14 protein-coding genes are annotated in these 16,362 nt (G+C 61.1%); 7 read left to right on the forward strand and 7 right to left on the reverse strand.

Annotated features, from left to right (window positions below):
- Positions 1 to 91: 91 nt before the first annotated feature.
- Together LQK81_RS20665 and LQK81_RS20670 are read left to right on the forward strand one after the other, a co-directional pair.
- Complete coding sequence (locus tag LQK81_RS20665; protein ID WP_230808276.1) at positions 92 to 430, forward strand: hypothetical protein; 339 nt, start codon at positions 92 to 94, stop codon at positions 428 to 430.
- A 185-nt stretch (positions 431 to 615) separates the two neighbouring features.
- Positions 616 to 2,193, forward strand: a complete 1,578-nt coding sequence (locus LQK81_RS20670) for an arylsulfatase (protein ID WP_230808277.1) — start codon at positions 616 to 618, stop codon at positions 2,191 to 2,193.
- 713 nt (positions 2,194 to 2,906) lie between these two features.
- Here the strand turns inward: LQK81_RS20670 and LQK81_RS20675 are convergent.
- Genes LQK81_RS20675 through LQK81_RS20700 form a run of 6 tightly spaced genes read right to left on the reverse strand, consistent with a single transcriptional unit; the run spans position 2,907 to position 9,377 of the window.
- A complete protein-coding gene (locus LQK81_RS20675; protein ID WP_230808278.1) occupies positions 2,907 to 4,310 on the reverse strand; it encodes a BatD family protein in 1,404 nt (467 codons plus the stop codon).
- Positions 4,307 to 5,875: a VWA domain-containing protein gene (locus LQK81_RS20680; protein ID WP_230808279.1), complete on the reverse strand. Its 1,569-nt coding sequence runs from the start codon at positions 5,873 to 5,875 to the stop codon at positions 4,307 to 4,309. Before LQK81_RS20680 ends, LQK81_RS20675 begins: the two co-directional genes overlap by 4 nt.
- Positions 5,872 to 6,876, reverse strand: a complete 1,005-nt coding sequence (locus tag LQK81_RS20685; protein ID WP_230808280.1) for a vWA domain-containing protein — start codon at positions 6,874 to 6,876, stop codon at positions 5,872 to 5,874. The genes LQK81_RS20680 and LQK81_RS20685 overlap by 4 nt, the downstream gene beginning before the upstream one ends.
- Entirely contained in the window at positions 6,863 to 7,393 is a 531-nt protein-coding gene (locus LQK81_RS20690; protein WP_230808281.1) for a DUF4381 domain-containing protein, read from the reverse strand. The genes LQK81_RS20685 and LQK81_RS20690 overlap by 14 nt, the downstream gene beginning before the upstream one ends.
- The gene (locus LQK81_RS20695; RefSeq protein ID WP_230808282.1) at positions 7,394 to 8,389 is read right to left on the reverse strand and encodes a DUF58 domain-containing protein; all 996 of its coding nucleotides are present in this window, start codon (positions 8,387 to 8,389) and stop codon (positions 7,394 to 7,396) included.
- Positions 8,390 to 8,405: 16 nt separating this feature from the next.
- Positions 8,406 to 9,377, reverse strand: a complete 972-nt coding sequence (locus LQK81_RS20700; protein WP_230808283.1) for an AAA family ATPase — start codon at positions 9,375 to 9,377, stop codon at positions 8,406 to 8,408.
- A 280-nt stretch (positions 9,378 to 9,657) separates the two neighbouring features.
- Between LQK81_RS20700 and LQK81_RS20705 the strand changes: the two genes are divergently transcribed.
- From LQK81_RS20705 to LQK81_RS20725, 5 genes are all read left to right on the forward strand, one after another.
- A complete protein-coding gene (locus LQK81_RS20705; protein WP_230808284.1) occupies positions 9,658 to 9,909 on the forward strand; it encodes a hypothetical protein in 252 nt (83 codons plus the stop codon).
- A 32-nt stretch (positions 9,910 to 9,941) separates the two neighbouring features.
- Positions 9,942 to 10,928: an HAD family hydrolase gene (locus tag LQK81_RS20710; RefSeq protein WP_442967167.1), complete on the forward strand. Its 987-nt coding sequence runs from the start codon at positions 9,942 to 9,944 to the stop codon at positions 10,926 to 10,928.
- Positions 10,929 to 11,005: 77 nt separating this feature from the next.
- On the forward strand, positions 11,006 to 12,367 hold the full coding sequence (locus tag LQK81_RS20715) for a DUF3300 domain-containing protein (protein ID WP_442967170.1): 1,362 nt from the start codon (positions 11,006 to 11,008) through the stop codon (positions 12,365 to 12,367).
- A 25-nt stretch (positions 12,368 to 12,392) separates the two neighbouring features.
- Positions 12,393 to 13,349 (forward strand): DUF2950 family protein, encoded by a 957-nt coding sequence (locus LQK81_RS20720; RefSeq protein WP_230808286.1) that lies wholly within the window; start codon positions 12,393 to 12,395, stop codon positions 13,347 to 13,349.
- 144 nt (positions 13,350 to 13,493) lie between these two features.
- The gene (locus LQK81_RS20725; RefSeq protein WP_230808287.1) at positions 13,494 to 14,459 is read left to right on the forward strand and encodes a formylglycine-generating enzyme family protein; all 966 of its coding nucleotides are present in this window, start codon (positions 13,494 to 13,496) and stop codon (positions 14,457 to 14,459) included.
- Positions 14,460 to 14,506: 47 nt separating this feature from the next.
- Here LQK81_RS20725 and LQK81_RS20730 read toward each other — a convergent pair whose 3' ends face one another.
- Positions 14,507 to 16,318 (reverse strand): hypothetical protein, encoded by a 1,812-nt coding sequence (locus tag LQK81_RS20730; protein ID WP_230808288.1) that lies wholly within the window; start codon positions 16,316 to 16,318, stop codon positions 14,507 to 14,509.
- Positions 16,319 to 16,362: the final 44 nt, after the last annotated feature.

Consider the following 16,362-nt stretch of genomic DNA (forward strand, 5'->3'; position numbering starts at 1 on the left):
GAGTGGCGGGAGTTACATCCGCGACAATCCAGGCAGCGACCGCACCGTCAGAACGGAACGCAAGGTTTCTTGCGAGCGCCAACAGGGAGACTTGTCGAGATCAATTCCTTTCCCATCACCCATTTTGGAGCATCGGTCGACGGCGCCCGATATCGCTCTGACCAACGATCAAGTTCCTGCGCTAATGGACCCGGCCGATGGCCCTCAGGCTTTCCAAATATTCAAGCTGATCAAGGAGCAGAGAATGAGCTTTCCAGATGCCGAAACTTCCAAGGCCAACCGTCCGCTGAATATCAATCGTCGCGATCCGCTGCTTGGCGGCACAGTGCTCGTGGCTGCCTCTGCAGCCATTGCATCAGGTGCCCCGGGCACGGCCCGAGCGCAGGAACAGCCGGCCGGCGGCGGCACAGATCAGCGTCTCGCCTCCTGATGGAAATATTGACCGCGGCGGCAACGGGTGCAACCGATCGCGATCGGCGGTCTTGGTCCTATCAAGTCCTGTCGCGTTATCAACTGCTGCTTGTCAGGGTCAAGTCAAGCTCTATTTCAAGCTCGGCACCACTGCGGTCGGGCAGCCATTTTCACAGTGTCACTGGAATTCGATGGAGGTTGTAAATGCGAATTGGGATGAGAATAAGCCTACTTCTTCTTGCTGCCAGCGCGTTGACGGCAGCAACACCCTCACTGGCCCAAGAGGCAGCAGCGGAAAAGCCAAACATCCTTGTCATTTTCGGCGATGATATCGGGCAGACCAATCTATCCACATACAGCTTCGGGCTCATGGGGTACACCACCCCAAATATCGACCGAATTGCGAACGAAGGTTTGAAGTTTACAGACTACTACGCCGAGCAAAGCTGCACCGCCGGACGCTCAACTTTCCTGACCGGCCAGGCCACGCTACGTACCGGACTTTCCAAGGTCGGCCTGCCCGGCGCCGATGTTGGGCTGCAACCCTCCGACGTAACAATCGCATCAATCCTCAAGGATCAGGGTTACGCCACGGGCCAGTTCGGCAAGAACCATCTTGGCGATAAGGACGAGTTCCTTCCGACGGCACATGGTTTCGACGAGTTCTTCGGCAATCTTTACCATCTCAATGCCGAAGAAGAACCCGAAAACTTCAACTACCCGCAGGACCCCGAGTTCCGCAAAAGTTTCGGGCCGCGCGGCGTCATCAAGGCCTCGGCTGACGGCAAGATAGAAGACACCGGAGCTCTGACGCGCAAGCGGATGGAAACCATAGATGATGAAACATCGGGGGCGGCGATAGACTTCATCGACAGGCAGGTGAAGGCAGACAAGCCGTTTTTCGTGTGGATGAACACGACACGGATGCATTTCCGCACACACGTCCGCCCCGAAAACCGCAGCAAACCAGGTCTGACAGCCTTGACCGAGTATGCCGACGGCATGATCGAAACCGACAAGCTTGTTGGCACCGTCCTCGACAAGCTTGACCAACTTGGAATTGCTGAGAACACAATCGTGGTCTATACCACCGACAATGGCCCGCATCAGAACTCGTGGCCAGATGCCGGCACAACGCCGTTCCGGAGCGAGAAGAATACCAATTGGGAGGGTGCTTTCCGCGTGCCAGCGATGGTTCGTTGGCCCGGACACATCAAACCCGGTACCATCGCCACTGGCATCTTCTCGGGCCTTGACTGGTTGCCAACCCTGGCGGCTGCCGCTGGCGACGGCAACATAAAGGACCGGCTGCTGAATGGGACGACGATCGCCGGGAAGCAGTACAAGAACCATCTCGATGGCTACAACCAGCTCGATTATCTGACAGGCAAGACCGATCAGAGCGCCCGTAAGGAGTTCTATTACTTCAACGACGATGGCGATATGGTCGCAATGCGCTACGAGAATTGGAAGATCGTCTTTTCAGAGCAACGTGCGACAGGTACCCTTCGGATCTGGGCGGAACCGTTTACCCCCCTTCGCGTGCCGAAGCTTTTCGACCTCCGCGCCGATCCTTATGAACGCGCGGACGTTACCTCCAACACCTACTACGACTGGTTGATAGACCGCGTGTTCCTGCTCGTTCCGGCCCAAGCGATGGCTGGACAGTTCCTGGCCACGTTCAAGGACTTTCCGCCAGCCCAACGTGCAGCAAGCTTCTCCATCGATCAGATTCAGGAGAATCTCAACGAGTCATTTAAGAATGCGGGCGGCGGACAGTAAGCTCGCTAGTTCGAACTGAAATGAAGAGATGGCTCGGAACCCCGCGAGCCATCTCAGGGTGCCTAGATTGCCGCACGACCCCAGCAGTGTTCGCCTTTGCTTATGCGGCCGCTGTGGATTGAATAGCCGGAGTGGTTGCCGCTCTTTCCACCCGACGATTCCTGTTGGAGGATCGTCGGGCTAATCGAATAGGAGGGAGGACGGCGAGGATGACGACAGGGACAATGATCGGAATCGACCTGGCGAAGAACGTTTTCCAGGTGCATAGAGCCTCAATGACCGGGGAGTTGCAGTTCCGCAAGAAGCTATCTCGGCTACAATTCCGCAAGTTCATGGCGGACGATCCTGTGGCAACCGTGGTGATGGAGGCCTGCGGAAGCGCGCACTATTGGGCTCGGGAGATGGCCAGACTTGGCCGATCGCACCGCAGTATGTGCGGCCCTTCGTGAAGCGCCAGAAGAACTATGCTGCGGATGCCGAACCGATCGTTATCGCCGCGCAGCGACCTGAGATGCGCTTTCATCACGCAGAAGGCAGAGGAACAGCAAACGCAAGCGCTTCTGTCCCGCGCGGGAGAGAACGACTTGTGCGTCCGCGTACGGAGCTGGTGAACGCGCTGCGCTCAATCCTTTAAGAGTTCGGGCATCTGAACCGCCCTCGCGGACTTCAGGAGAAAACTTGTTCGTCGTCTTGCTTGTCATAGACCCTACTTCTCACGAGTTAGGGTCTCCGGCAAATCCGGGGCGGTTCAGTTTCGACTTCCGGCGGGCATACTCCACCGGATTGAGGGGCGGCAGTGCCGGTGACTCGGGCGCTTTTCGATTCTTGCCGGCAGCGGCTAGCCAAGCAATCCGAGCTTTGCCAAGGCCGGCCAAAAGCACGCTTGTGGTCGCCAGCGACTCGCACGCTGTCGGAACTCCATAGATAACCTGCAGATGGGCGTTGTAGGCCTTCAGTGTCTCCTCGTCGGCGAAGCGCCCGAGCCAGGATTGAAGCGGAGCAATTCCCGCCTTGCGCGACCATGCATCGATCGCCTTCTCGATCCCGGACGGCGAACCGTCGTTGCAGGCATCCACGACGTGCCGGAAATAGGCTTCCTCCGATTGTCGCTGCTGTGACCGGCGCTCGGCCCACCGTGCCTCGAGCCGGGACAGGCCGCGCGCGAGAAGGGCCAAAACGAGACCGGTGGCCAATGCTCCCACGACGACGGCAACAAGGCGGAGCCAGTCGAACGGCGGCTCATCGGATGGCGAGGCGGGCGGCGCGATTGCCGGCGGCGATGCGAGTGCCGGGGCGACCGTCACAGTCACCTCCGGAGTTCCCGCCGATTGATTCTTTTCCGTCGCCGGGTCGAACCAGCTCAGTTCGATCGCCTGCAGCACATAGGTGCCGGGATCGGCAAAGAGATAGCTCACCACATCCTTGCGTATGCCTGCGACCGCCTGCCCGTTGCGGTCCGTTTCATCAGAGAGCGACGGGTCCCGGTGGTAGATCCGCACGCCGTCGGGCGCCGGAAGGTCCGGCTCGGGGATCATCATGGCACGCATGCCCTCGGCTCGAACGGTAATCGTGCGCACGAGCGTGTCGCCGGCGCTCAGCTTCGACGGGTCCTGATCGAGTTCCTGCGTAACGCTGACCTTGGCAGCCACCACACCTGGGCCGCCTTCGGCACCAGGAGCTGCCTGCACGGAAAATCGCAGCGGAGGAATTGCGACCCTGCCCTGCGACACCTGCCCCGGCACTGCGGCGTAGCCGAACGGGATTTCAGCCGGCGGCAGGGCGAACGCGCCTGCGCGCTGCGGCGTGACGACATAGGTGCGCCGAATTCCCGAATATGCGGTTCCGTCGATCGTCTCGTTGAGGTTCAGGGCCTGGCCGTCCTGAAGCGTCACGATCGCGCCCGGAAGATCGATCGGCGGGAACTGCGGCGGCTGCAGGAAATAGTTCGGAACAAGAACGTCGACGTCGACCAGGACCTCCTGACCGACATAAAGTGTCCGCTTGGATTGCAGCGCAGCGCGCGCAAGCGGATCGGCGGCCTGGCTGGTGGCCGCTCCCAGGAGCAGGCTGAGCAGCAACGTGAGAAGACTAGCGAAGAAGGACGGGATCAAGGTCATTGCTTTGCCGCTCCGGATGCTTCGATTGCGAACTTGCGCGCCAGGAGATCGGCGGGAGACACCTGGATGTTGCGCATCCACAATTCCGCCGATTGCGCACCGCCTTCGACCCTGCCCTCCTTGCCGCGCTTGCCTTTGTCGTCGAACTGGATCTCGTCTGGCGAGAAATCCGCGGCCTCCTGCTGCTGCTCCTGTTCCTCGTCGTCCTTCTGCTTCTTGCGGCGCTCCGCCAGCGCCAGGTTGGCTTTCGCCTCCTCCCATTCCGGGCGTTGCTTCAACGCTTGCTGATAGGCCGCAATTGCTTCATCCGCCTCGTCCAAGTGCATCAGGGCATTGCCCTGGTTGAAGTAGCTTTCGGCGGTGGTCGATCGCGCGAACGCATCGATCGCGTCCTGATAGCGCCCGGCGCGGTAGAGCGCAGTACCCAGCCAGGCCGGATCGGTGAACTGTTCCGCCGCAGCCTGATAGTCGCCGCGGTCTAAGGCCCGCCGCCCCTGCTGGTCCGGTGTCAGCCAGAGATCGGCAAAATCGGCAGCCTGCGCCGGTGGCGCGCCTCCAAGTGAGAGAAAAAGGAAGAGAGCACCAAGCCAGTGGATCTTCTGCCCGCGGCGGAAAGTGAGCGCGGTGAGAAGGGCGACAGGGATGGTCAGGTACCAGCCGAAATCGCGCCAGCGCGTCAGCCCCTCCTCGGACTTCTGCGCGAACGAAGTCTGGATGCGGCGGACGATCCAGTCGACGTCGCCGTCATCTAGCGTCACGGTCGCTACCTGCGCAGGGGACGACGATTGAAGTTCCTTCAAGGCGTCGACATCGAATTGCGCCAGGACGCGCGCACCCGTGCCGTCGGTCAGATACTCGCCGTCTCCGATTTTGACAGGGCCACCTTCCGGCGTACCGATGCCAAGGACCATCAGGTCGTTGCGTCCCTTGTAGCCACTGAAGGCGGGGAGGGCACCGCGCTCGACCCCATCTGTCAAGAACAGGATCGTGCCGGGGGCCGTCTCGTCGGCGAGTGCTGCCTCGACGGTTTCCAGGGCGCTCGCGGTATCCTTGCCGGGAACCGGCATCACCGCAGGCGAGAGGGCGACGAGATAGGTGGCGACCAGCGAGGCGTCGTCGGTCAGCGGCAGCGCCATATGCGCAGAGCCGGCATAGGCAAACAGCGCCGTGCGCGCGCCCTGCCGCCGCGCCATGATGTCCTGGACCTTCAGCTTTGCGCGCTCGAGTCGGGTCGGCGTGATGTCGGTGGCGTTCATCGTCGGGCCGAGATCGATCACCACCGCCAGCGGTGCCGTATCCTCCACGAAGGGCGGGCGTTCGCGCTCCCAGGTCGGTCCTGCAACGGCAATTCCTGACAGCGCGATCAGGAAGGCGACGTGGTGGATGGGTCGCAGGCCGCGGACCCGGTCGCGGCCGACCAGAAGATGATCGAGCAGATTTGGAGCGATGAAGTTCTTCCACCTCGACCGCATGTCGGATTGCCGATCCAGCAGCCATATCAGGAGGAGCGCTGCCGCTACCGTCAGAAGCCACCAAGGCCGCAGGAAGTGAAACTCGGCGATCATGCCCCCGCCTCGCTGTCCCGGCGGTGGAACGCACCGACCGACAGGAGCCACATCACGACGTGATAGGCGAGCACCAGGAGCACGGCAGCGCCGAGCGGATAGTGGAACAGCTCTATGCGTGGCCGCCAGCTCAGGGTCTTTTGGTTGGCCGGCGTGATCTGGTCGAGCAGCGTGTAGATGTCGGCGAGCGAATTCTGGTCCTGGCCGAAGAAGTAGCGCCCGCCGGTCGTGGCTGCGATTTTCTCCAGAACAGCCGCATCAAGTTTCTCTTCCCCTTGCGCGGCCGGATCGCCAATCCCGACAGTGTGGATGCGAACATTATTGTCTTTCGCAATCTCTGCGGCCTTGTCCGCCGGCATCTTGCTGGCCGTATCGTTGCCGTCCGTCAGCACGATCAACACCTTGTCCGGTGCCTGGCTCTGTTCGAACATCTTGATCGAAAGGCCGATCGCATCGCCGAGCGCCGTTCGCGGCCCGGCCATTCCCGGCAGCGTGTCGGCGAGCATGGTGCGCACGGTGCCGTGGTCCATCGTGAAGGGCACGAGCGGGTAAGGCGCGTCCCCGAAGGCGACAAGGCCAAGTCGATCGTTCGGGCGGCGCTCTATGAAGTCGGCGACCACCGTCTTCACGGCATCGACGCGGGCTTGCAGATTGCCCTCGGGATCGCGGAAATCACGCGTGTCCATCGACTGCGAAAGATCGAGCGCCAGCATCAGGTCGCGTTGAGGCTCGGTCTTCTCGATCGGCGGCTCGACAAATTGCGGCCTTGCCAGCGCCAGTACGACGAGAACCCAGCAGATCAGGCCGATGATCTTCTGCAGCAGGTTCGCCCGCGGCACGACGGAACCTTCGGTCGGGCCGATGCCGGCAGCCTTGGTGATGTCTTCGAAGAAGGGGATGCGCACCGCCGCGGTCTGCTCGCGGTAGGGGGGCAGGAGCCACCAGACGAGAAACGGAAGCGGGAGAAGGAACAGCAGCCAGGGATGGTCAAGAGTGTACATCGTGGCCCTCTATCCATCGGCGCGCGCCGGCAAACGCCCGCCGGGCCATGTCTTCATTCGCAGGTCCGGCCGCCGGCAGGCGATATTCGGTTTCGGCAAAGAAGCGATAGGTCTCGTCGTCGAGGACGGCCTTGCCTGCGTATGTCCTGAGGAAGTCCGACCATTGCTGTCCGGCCAATGCCGCCACTGCGTCGCGCGGCCAGACGGCAAGCGCCGTGCGCTTGATCAGCGACGGCAGGCGCTGCAGGGCGTCCGCACGGCCCGCTGCCTGTCCCACGGCTGCCTCCAGCGCTGCGAGTTCCGCAAGCGCTTCGCGTCGATAGCGGTTCTGCGTCCGATGACGACGCCAGCGCCAGAGGACGAAGGCAAGCGCCAAGGCAATGAGTGCGGCAAGTGCTGCCCATCCCCATGTCGCCGGCATCATCGATACCGGTGGCGGCAGGGCGATGTCTGCCAGTTCGCGCAAGGTGGCTGCCAGCATGGGGTCGGTCGGCGGGGACGCGGTGGTGGACTCCATTCAACGCCTCCTCTGCCGCCATGCGAGCTGACCGAGGAGCGTGCGCAACTGCGGGGCAACCTCCTCCGCAGCGGAGACCGGCAGCATCGGCAGCCCCATCTCCTTCTGCCAGGACAAGAGGTCCCGGCCCCGATTGCGGGCGAAGCTGTCGACGGCATCACGGACATTGCTGCGGCCGAACTGCAACTCCGCCTGGAGCGCCCCGCCGCTGATCACCATGTCGCCTTGGCGCGGAAGCTCGAGCAGGAAAGGATCGTAGATGAGGATGGCGATCACATCGTTTGCGACCGACATCTTCAAGAGAAGGTCCCGTGTTGCCGGCCCATGCCCGTCGAAATCGCTGACGACGATCACCAGATGGTCGTGTCGGGCGACTGCGGCAACCTTCGAGAGGACGGCGTCGAGTTGTCCGGGCGCCCGCGTTGCGTCCGACGTCGCGCTGAGCACCCTGTTCTTGACCGATATCGCATCGGAAAAGCGAATGACGGCTTCGCGGCTGCGATGCGGGCGCACGGCTTCCTGCTCCCCGTCGTTGAATACCAAGCCGCCGACCCGGTCGCCCAGCGCCATGACACGCCAGGCACAAAGGGCGGCGACTTGCGCCGCCGCAACCGACTTCATCAAACGCCGGCTGCCGAAGAACATGTTGACGCGCTGGTCGACGACGATCAGCGCGGGTCGATCCTTCTCCTCGTCATAGACCCGCACGAAGGGCTGCCCCGTACGGGCGGTAACGCGCCAGTCGATGGTGCGGATGTCGTCGCCAGGCATGTAGTTGCGCAGTTCCTCGAAGCTCAGGCCGCGACCGCGCATGCGCGACTCGTGCCGGCCAGCGAGCAGCCGGCGGACCGGTGCCTTCCGCAGGAAGGTCAGGTCGCAGGCGATGGGCTCGAGTGCGGCGAGATCGTCGACCGTGACATAGACACCTTCCGCGCCCTTCGCAGCCGGCGGCGCCATCCCTTTCGTCCTGCCGAACGCGGGTAGAGAAATCGCCATCGCAAGTCCCTCCCTGTCAAGCCGTCGCCACCTTCTCTACTATCCTGTCGATCGCCTGGTCCGCAGTCGTCCCGCCAGCATGCGCCTCGTAGGAGAGCACGAGCCTGTGGCGGAAGATGCCGTGGACGGTCGCCTGGACGTCGTCGGGCGTCACGAAATCCCGGCCGTCCATCCAGGCGTGGGCGCGCGAGACGCGGTCCAGCCCGATCACGCCGCGCGGACTGACGCCGACCTGGATCCACTTTGCCAGGTCCGCATCGATCTTGTCAGGATATCGCGTCGCCATCACGAGTGCTACGATATAGTCCTCGATGGCCTTGGAGACGTTGATTTCGGAAATTTCCCGGCGCGATGCAAGCACGACATCGGCGGCGAGTTTCTCCGCGGCGGCCGCCTTGCCATGGGTCGTCTTTTCCTCCGAACGGACAAGCTTCATGATTGCGGCCTCCGAGGCCGCATCCGGATAATCGACGCGTATGTGCATGAGGAAGCGGTCGAGCTGCGCCTCGGGCAAGGGATAGGTGCCTTCCTGCTCGATGGGGTTCTGCGTCGCCATGACGAGGAAGAGTTCCGGTAGCGGATGGCTCTCGCCACCGACCGTGACCTGCCGCTCCTCCATCGCCTCCAGCAGCGCCGACTGGACCTTGGCCGGTGCGCGATTGATCTCGTCCGCCAGGATCAGGTTGGCGAAGACGGGACCCTGCTGGAACTTGAACTCGCCCTTCCCGCCCTCGCTGTAATAAACCTCGGAGCCGGTGATGTCGGAGGGGAGCAAGTCCGGCGTGAATTGTATGCGCGAGAGATCGGCGTCAAGGTTCTTGGCGAGGCTCTTGATCGCGCGGGTCTTGGCAAGGCCGGGCAGCCCTTCGACAAGCAGGTGGCCATTCGACAGGAGGCCCAGCAGCAGGCGCTCGATCAACCCCTCCTGCCCGATGATCGATTGTCCCATTCTCGCAGCAAGTTCGCGGATGTCGTCTCGATTTCCCATCGTTTAGTCCTTCGACCGTTGGCATATGCATGGAGCACAAAGGTGCGTCTGAGACGGCTACAAATCCTCGCTGTCGGAGAATGCGCCAAAGAGCGGTTGGCACAAGATCTTCGCGGCTTCGACACCTGACAGATCACCACCGGGCGGCGAGGGCTGCAACAGAATTCTCGCCGGATACCGCTGCGCAACCCTATGAACATGTTCGTACCTGTTCGCACCTAGCGTGTTTCGAACAAGGCGCGACTATTGTTCCATCGAACGTCCATCCGGGTTTGCCGTCATGTCGGACTTGACCGCGGTGATTGACCACTTTCCGGCCCATGAACTCACAATCCGGCGGCTCTATGCGAACGCACCGGATTTCCGGGTGCTTTGCGAGGACTACGAGGCCGCCCGGCGTGCGCTCGAACACTGGTGCTCCGATGGAACGAAGGCCGAAGACTTTCAGCGACTGCTTGCGGAGATCGAAGACGAGATATCCGAGGCCCTGCAGAACTCGTTCAACCGGATCCGACGCAACCCGGAAACCTGAACATCCGGCTTCATCACCCTGGAGGTCCCGCAATGACAATACTCCGCCATGTCGCCGCCTGGACCGCGGCACTCATCTTGCTCATCGCTCCCATCGTGGCCATGGCGGATGACCTGCCGTCTTGGAACGACGGGCAATCGAAGCGGAACATCATCGAATTCGTGACGGCTGTTACGACCGCAGGCGGTCCGGACCATGTCGCGCCTGCCGATCGCGTGGCGGTCTTCGACAATGACGGCACGCTCTGGGGCGAGCAGCCGATGTATGTCCAGCTAGCCTTCGCGCTGGACCGCATCAAGGCGCTTGCCCCCGATCACCCGGAATGGAAGGAGACCGAACCCTTCAAATCCGTGCTTGCCGGCGATCTCGCAGGGGTTGCGGCTTCCGGCGAAAAAGGGCTCGTCGACCTCGTCGGCGTCACCCATGCAGGCATGACCAGCGACGAGTTCACCAGGATTGCCGGCGACTGGATCGACACCGCCAGGCACCCGAAGACCGGGAAGCCGTATACGTCGATGGTATTTCAGCCGATGCTCGAACTGATCGCCTATCTCAAGGCAAACGAGTTCAAGGTGTTCATCGTCTCCGGCGGCGGGATCGAGTTCATGCGGCCCTGGACAGAACGGATCTACGGAATTCCCGCCGAGAACGTCGTCGGGTCATCGATCAAGTCGCGGTACGACGACAAGGACGGAAAGCCCTCCATCGTCCGCCTGCCGGAAGTCGACTTCATCGACGATGGCCCGGGCAAGCCGATAGGGATCTATGGCCACATCGGCCGACGCCCGATCGCTGCCTTCGGGAATTCGGACGGCGACTTCCAGATGCTGGAATGGACGACGTCGGGACCGGGGCGGACCTTCGGCCTGATCGTCCATCATGACGACGCCGAAAGAGAATACGCCTACGACCGCAACTCACACTTTGGGAAGCTTGATAGAGGTCTGGCGGAGGGCCCGAAACGCGGCTGGAACATCGTCAGCATGAAGAACGACTGGAACAAGGTGTATCCGCATTAGCCGCAAATGCCGCGTTCGCAGTGCCTCACAGCTCATTTCTATTCGTATTTTTACCCCGGGAGCATCTGACAGTGACCATTGCCTTCAGCCTCGTCGGCCGCACAGTCGGTTCGTTGATCGTCACACTCCTTCTTACGAGTAGCCCGCTTCTGGCTTCCAATGCCAGCGCGCAAGACAGCTCTCATAGCCAACCTGCCGTCGATGGCAGCGAGAACACGCCCGACCTGCTCACGGAGGAAGAACTCGAAGTGCTCGTGGCACGGATCGCGCTCTATCCTGATGAACTCGTTGCGGTGATCTCGTCTGCTTCGCTGTTTCCCCTCCAGATCGTGGAAGCGGATCGGTTCCTTCAGCAATCAAAATCAGACAAGGACCTGAAGCCGAAGGAAAGCTGGGATGGCAGCGTGATCTCGCTGCTGAATTATCCCCAGGTCGTCAAGATGATGAGCGACGACCTCGAATGGACCCAGGCGCTCGGCAGTGCGCTGTCCTTCCAGCAAAAGGACGTGTTGATCGCCGTTCAAACCTTGCGCGACAAGGCCGTGGCGGGCAACGTCATCAAGAGCGACGACAAGATCACTGTCGTGAACGAGGGCGACAATGTCGTCATTCAATCCAAGGACCCGGAGAAGATATATGTTCCGCAGTACGAGCCGCAGATGCTCTACGAGCCAGGCTATCCCCCTGCCCCGGTTGCCTATTATCCCGATCCCTATCCGAACTACTATTATCCAACGGCACCCTTTTTCGCTGCCGCCGTCACCGGCGTCGCATGGGCATCCGTGATGGACTGGGACGACTGGGGCGTGTGGGGAGGCGACTGGCACGGAGGCGACGTCGATATCGATTGCGACGGCTGCTTCAACCACATCGACATCGATCGGGACAAGCTGAAGTTCAACGACGTCGACTGGAAGAATGTCGACCGATCCAAGATCAAGTTCGACCGGAACCAGTTCAACAGGATCGACCACAACGCGTTGAAAAGCGACTTCAAATCGAACCGGAACAACAACATCTCCGCGCGCGCAAAGAATGTAAGGCGCGGGCACGGGGACACGATTTCTGGCAATCATCCCAAAGTGTCGGTCGGCGACATCCGGAAGAGCAAGGTCGATGCGGACAGAATTCGTAATCGCGAAAGCAACATCAGGCCGGCGAACGCGAGGCAGGCTGCGGGTTCCCACCGACAGGGCGCTTCCGATACGCACATCGGTTCGAAGCACTCGCCCCAGCACGTGACGCGCCATGCAAAACAACCGAAACCGGGGGCACATGCCCAAAGACATGCCACCGGAAACCATTCCGTGCTCGGCCATCCGGGAAATCGCCATCAGACCCACCTCTCGTCAAATCGAGGACGGCACTCCATGGGTGGCGGGCATCGCGGCGGCGGCGGGCACAAAGTCGTCAGGCACGGCGGCGGTCGCCACCGCTGAGGAAGGTGCAAAGGAGATGTTCACGATGAAAGCACTTCGCAACGGTATCGCCGCCTCCCTGTGCGCCCTCCTGCTCGGCACCACGGCACTGAACGCGGTCGCGCAGGTCACAGATTCCGGTACCGAATCCTTGAACGCGTACGTTGCCTCCGGGGAGCCGCAGACGTTTGCAACAGCAGAGGAGGCCGTCGAGACCTTCAAGTCGACAGTGGCTGGAGGGGACTTCGACAAGCTAGCCACTCTCCTCGGGCTCGAAGTCGCCAGAACAAGGCACAGCGACGGCATAATGGATGCCTACACCGACATCCAGTCCCGTGTGAAGGAACATGTCGGCGTTCAGGACGTCAACGGCAGAAAGGTGATCGAACTTGGAGGCGAGCGTTGGCCGTTTCCGTTCCCGATCGCAAAAGGCGCCGACGGCAGATGGGCTTTCGCCACCTATGTCGGCCTGGAAGAGGTCGCCAATCGCCGGGTCGGCGAGAACGAGCTTTCGACGATCGCGACCCTGCATGCCTATGTGGAAGCGCAGGAGCGGTATGCCCTTGCGGACCACGATGGCGACGGCGTTCTCGAATACGCGCAGAAGCTCATCAGCTCGGACGGAGCGCAAGACGGGTTGTACTGGCCGGCTGATCAATTTGGCGGCGAGGAAAGCCCTGCCGGGCCTGCGTTGGCAGATGGCGATGCGTTGCAATCTGCCAAAGCGGGAGACGGCTTCAACGGCTATCACTATCGCATCCTAACCCGCCAGGGAGATGCAATTGCCGGCGGGGCGCACGACTACCGTATCAACGGCAACATGATCGCAGGCTTTGCTCTGGTAGCATGGCCGGTGAACTATGGTGTGAGCGGTGTCAAGACCTTCGCCGTCGACCGGCATGGGATCGTGTACGAGGCGGACCTCGGTGAAAAGACCAGCGAAATTGCGGCAGGGATAGAAACGTTCAACCCAAACGACGATTGGGATATCGTCGACGACTGAGACTGACTATGCCTGTTCAGCAGTAGCTCGTCGCCTCTGCTCTCCCGCGGAAATTCGGCTGCGGCAGCAAGGCATGGTAGGCATTGCATCGACTATGAAGCAACTTCTCCGCGCTTCACGACCGCCAGCACCAGGGAAGCACGCATGCATCCACAGAAACGTCTCATTGAGGAGCACGACAGCAGCATCAAACCAGGAATGGTTTGGATTCCCGGAGGGACCTTTATCATGGGGTCCGACGGGCACTATCCGGAGGAGGCTCCTGCCCATCCCGTAGCTGTCGACGGGTTCTGGATGGACGAAGCGCCGGTAACGAACCGACAATTTTTCGCCTTCGTCAAAGCAACGGACTACGTCACCTTTGCCGAAAAGAGGCTGCTCGCCAGAGACTATCCTGGGGCGCCTCAGAAGAACCTAAGGGCTGGTTCCCTCGTATTCACGTCACCTACCGTGCCCATTCAGGGGAGCAGCATCTCCCAGTGGTGGATATTCACTCGTGGAGCAAACTGGCGACGACCGCTCGGGCGCAAGAGCAGTATAGGCAATATCCTCGACCACCCCGTCGTGCATGTCGCTTACTGCGACGCGGAGGCCTATGCCGCATGGGCAGGTAAGGCGCTCCCCACTGAGGCGGAGTGGGAATTCGCCGCGCGCGGCGGTCTCGACCAGGCGGAGTTTGCCTGGGGAAACGAACTCATTCCCGGAGGCCGTCACATGGCGAATATCTGGCAGGGCAGCTTCCCGCTTCAAAACCTGTTGTCCGATGGCTACGAACGAACGTCCCCGATTCGATCATTCCCCCCGAATGACTATGGCCTCTACGACATGATCGGCAATACTTGGGAGTGGACGGCGGACTTCTGGACTACACGACACCCCGAAGCAGCGGCGAAGGCGTGCTGTATCCCTTCAAATCCTCGGAGTACCGACATTTCTGGAAGCATTGATCCCGCACAGGTTGAACTCGGCATTCCACGGCGGGTCCTGAAGGGGGGATCACACCTTTGTGCGCCCAATTATTGTCGCCGTTATCGGCCAGCAGCGCGTCATGCCCAGGAGATTGACACGACCACCAGCCATGTCGGTTTCCGCTGCGTCATACGCCCGTGACATCGCTCCGGCTCTAAGCACCCTGAACAGACGCGGCGCCAAACGCTTCACGGAAGGCCGGTAATCTCTTCGGGTTCCGTCCATCCTGCTTTGCGGAGACCTGCCACAACGGCGACAATAATGGAATCAATTGCCTGGTGTCGGCGGTACGCCGCCGCAGGGTCCCTGTAGAGCATCGGCGAGATCTCGGCCATCTTTGCGAGAGCCTCCGCTGCGGCTGTCTTGTGGCCCAGGGCACCTTCGGCAATTGCCACGAGAGACCAGCTTACGCTCGAGCCGTCAATGCTCGAGGCCCTGGCGGTTTCGAGCATCTCCTCGTATCGCCCGTTCAGGTAGTGATCGATTGCAAGAAGGTGCCGGTACCAGCCAGGCGGATTGACCGTGTTCGCGATCGCTTGCCGGAGGTAGGGAACTCCCTCTTCGAAACGTCCGCGCACTGCAAGCCGCCAACCGAGTTGAGCCAGCGTGTCGGGATCGTTCGGATTGAGTTCCAACGCCCGCCGCTGGATGCGCTCGCTCTCTGGATAATTGCCCATGTAATGATGAATGGAAGCTTGGGCCTTAAGGGCGGTGATGTTGTTAGCGTCCAGCGACAGGGCGTGAGCGACCGTCGACAGTCCACGCTGGAAGGCCCTCCAGGCGTCTCCATCGACTGCCCAGCCAAAGCGCCCGGCATCCATGTGCAGCCAGCCAAGCATTGCCCATGCGTCAGCATACATCGGGTCTCGAACGACGGACTGCTCAAGGCAGGTCATGACAGCCTTGTGCCCGGCTGCCGTGAAAGATCGCCGATAGGCGAAGGCACGCAGAACGCATTCATGGCTTGACGTGCTCGGCGCGGCTTCATCCCGCAATCGGTCGCTTTCTTCCTTCCGGATGACGCCGTAGGGTTGCCCAAGCGCCGACGCCACCGCCGAAGCGATTTCGTCCCGAATTGCAATTAGCGAGCGCGCTGATCTGGGCCGTTCGAAAGTGCCGATCCAAATGATCCGATGCGTGTCGACCTCAAGGAGGCGCGCCGAGATCCGTATGGAATCGGCCCCCGCATCAAAATGGACGCTACCGTCCACAATATAGGTCAGGCCGAGCCGATCGCCGATTTCCATAGGATCACCGGTCATCGTCCCACTGGTCGTTGCCGGCGGCAAGTACAAGCGATAACCGGAAAAGCGGCTCAGGTCCGCCATGATTTGATCGGCGAACCCGCTTCCAAGCGCGGCATGCTCGGCGTTGCTACCATCCGTCGCAAATGCCATCACTGCAAGTGCGGGACCGTGACTACTTTCCTGACGGACCAATCCCGACCGCGACCAGTAGACATAGCCGGTACTAACAACGAGGAGCGTGAGAACGAGTGCTACGCCCCATGCCAGCCGCCGTGATCGAGCCAGCAAGCCCAAAGGTGCCCGTGGAGAGGGATCGGTAGCAGCGACTTGCTCGGCCTGCAGTGAAACAGTTGTCGCAACCTCCCCGATGTCCTTTTCAGACCATTCGATGGTCGGTGCATATTGCCCTTTGGGAATGGAGATACGTATCGCATTGTCGCGTCCGGATGACGCATAGTACCCGTCGAGGTCGTGCCGCAGCCTGCGCGCTTCAAGACGCACGATGGGATCGGTCTGGGGGTCGAAATCGTCGTCACGGCCGAAAACGACTGTGGCGATTGTATACCCCTTGAGCTCGCGATCCCTGCCCGCAAGCATCTCTTCAACGAGATATCTCAGCAGCTTTCGGCGACGGGGTGTGCCCTTGAAATCAGAACTGTCGAGGATTCTTTGAAGCTCATCCTGCACCGTCTCCGGGGGCGGGCACGAACTCGACGACGCTTCGGCATATTCTTTCTGCCATCGTGTTGGCATACGGACCTCCCGCGGGGCGTGCGACGCATTCAACGTCGTAACCA

This window comes from Rhizobium sp. GN54 (assembly GCF_021026345.1).
GTDB lineage: Bacteria > Pseudomonadota > Alphaproteobacteria > Rhizobiales > Rhizobiaceae > Mycoplana.

What these genes read in the sequence shown, in the direction of transcription:
- LQK81_RS20670 (WP_230808277.1), top strand. Translation starts at nt 616, where the DNA reads ATGCGAATTGGGATGAGAATAAGCCTACTTCTTCTTGCTGCCAGCGCG.
- LQK81_RS20675 (WP_230808278.1), bottom strand. Translation starts at nt 4,310, where the DNA reads ATGACCTTGATCCCGTCCTTCTTCGCTAGTCTTCTCACGTTGCTGCTC.
- LQK81_RS20680 (WP_230808279.1), bottom strand. Translation starts at nt 5,875, where the DNA reads ATGATCGCCGAGTTTCACTTCCTGCGGCCTTGGTGGCTTCTGACGGTA.
- LQK81_RS20685 (WP_230808280.1), bottom strand. Translation starts at nt 6,876, where the DNA reads ATGTACACTCTTGACCATCCCTGGCTGCTGTTCCTTCTCCCGCTTCCG.
- LQK81_RS20690 (WP_230808281.1), bottom strand. Translation starts at nt 7,393, where the DNA reads ATGGAGTCCACCACCGCGTCCCCGCCGACCGACCCCATGCTGGCAGCC.
- LQK81_RS20695 (WP_230808282.1), bottom strand. Translation starts at nt 8,389, where the DNA reads ATGGCGATTTCTCTACCCGCGTTCGGCAGGACGAAAGGGATGGCGCCG.
- LQK81_RS20700 (WP_230808283.1), bottom strand. Translation starts at nt 9,377, where the DNA reads ATGGGAAATCGAGACGACATCCGCGAACTTGCTGCGAGAATGGGACAA.
- LQK81_RS20705 (WP_230808284.1), top strand. Translation starts at nt 9,658, where the DNA reads ATGTCGGACTTGACCGCGGTGATTGACCACTTTCCGGCCCATGAACTC.
- LQK81_RS20710 (WP_442967167.1), top strand. Translation starts at nt 9,942, where the DNA reads ATGACAATACTCCGCCATGTCGCCGCCTGGACCGCGGCACTCATCTTG.
- LQK81_RS20720 (WP_230808286.1), top strand. Translation starts at nt 12,393, where the DNA reads ATGAAAGCACTTCGCAACGGTATCGCCGCCTCCCTGTGCGCCCTCCTG.
- LQK81_RS20725 (WP_230808287.1), top strand. Translation starts at nt 13,494, where the DNA reads ATGCATCCACAGAAACGTCTCATTGAGGAGCACGACAGCAGCATCAAA.
- LQK81_RS20730 (WP_230808288.1), bottom strand. Translation starts at nt 16,318, where the DNA reads ATGCCAACACGATGGCAGAAAGAATATGCCGAAGCGTCGTCGAGTTCG.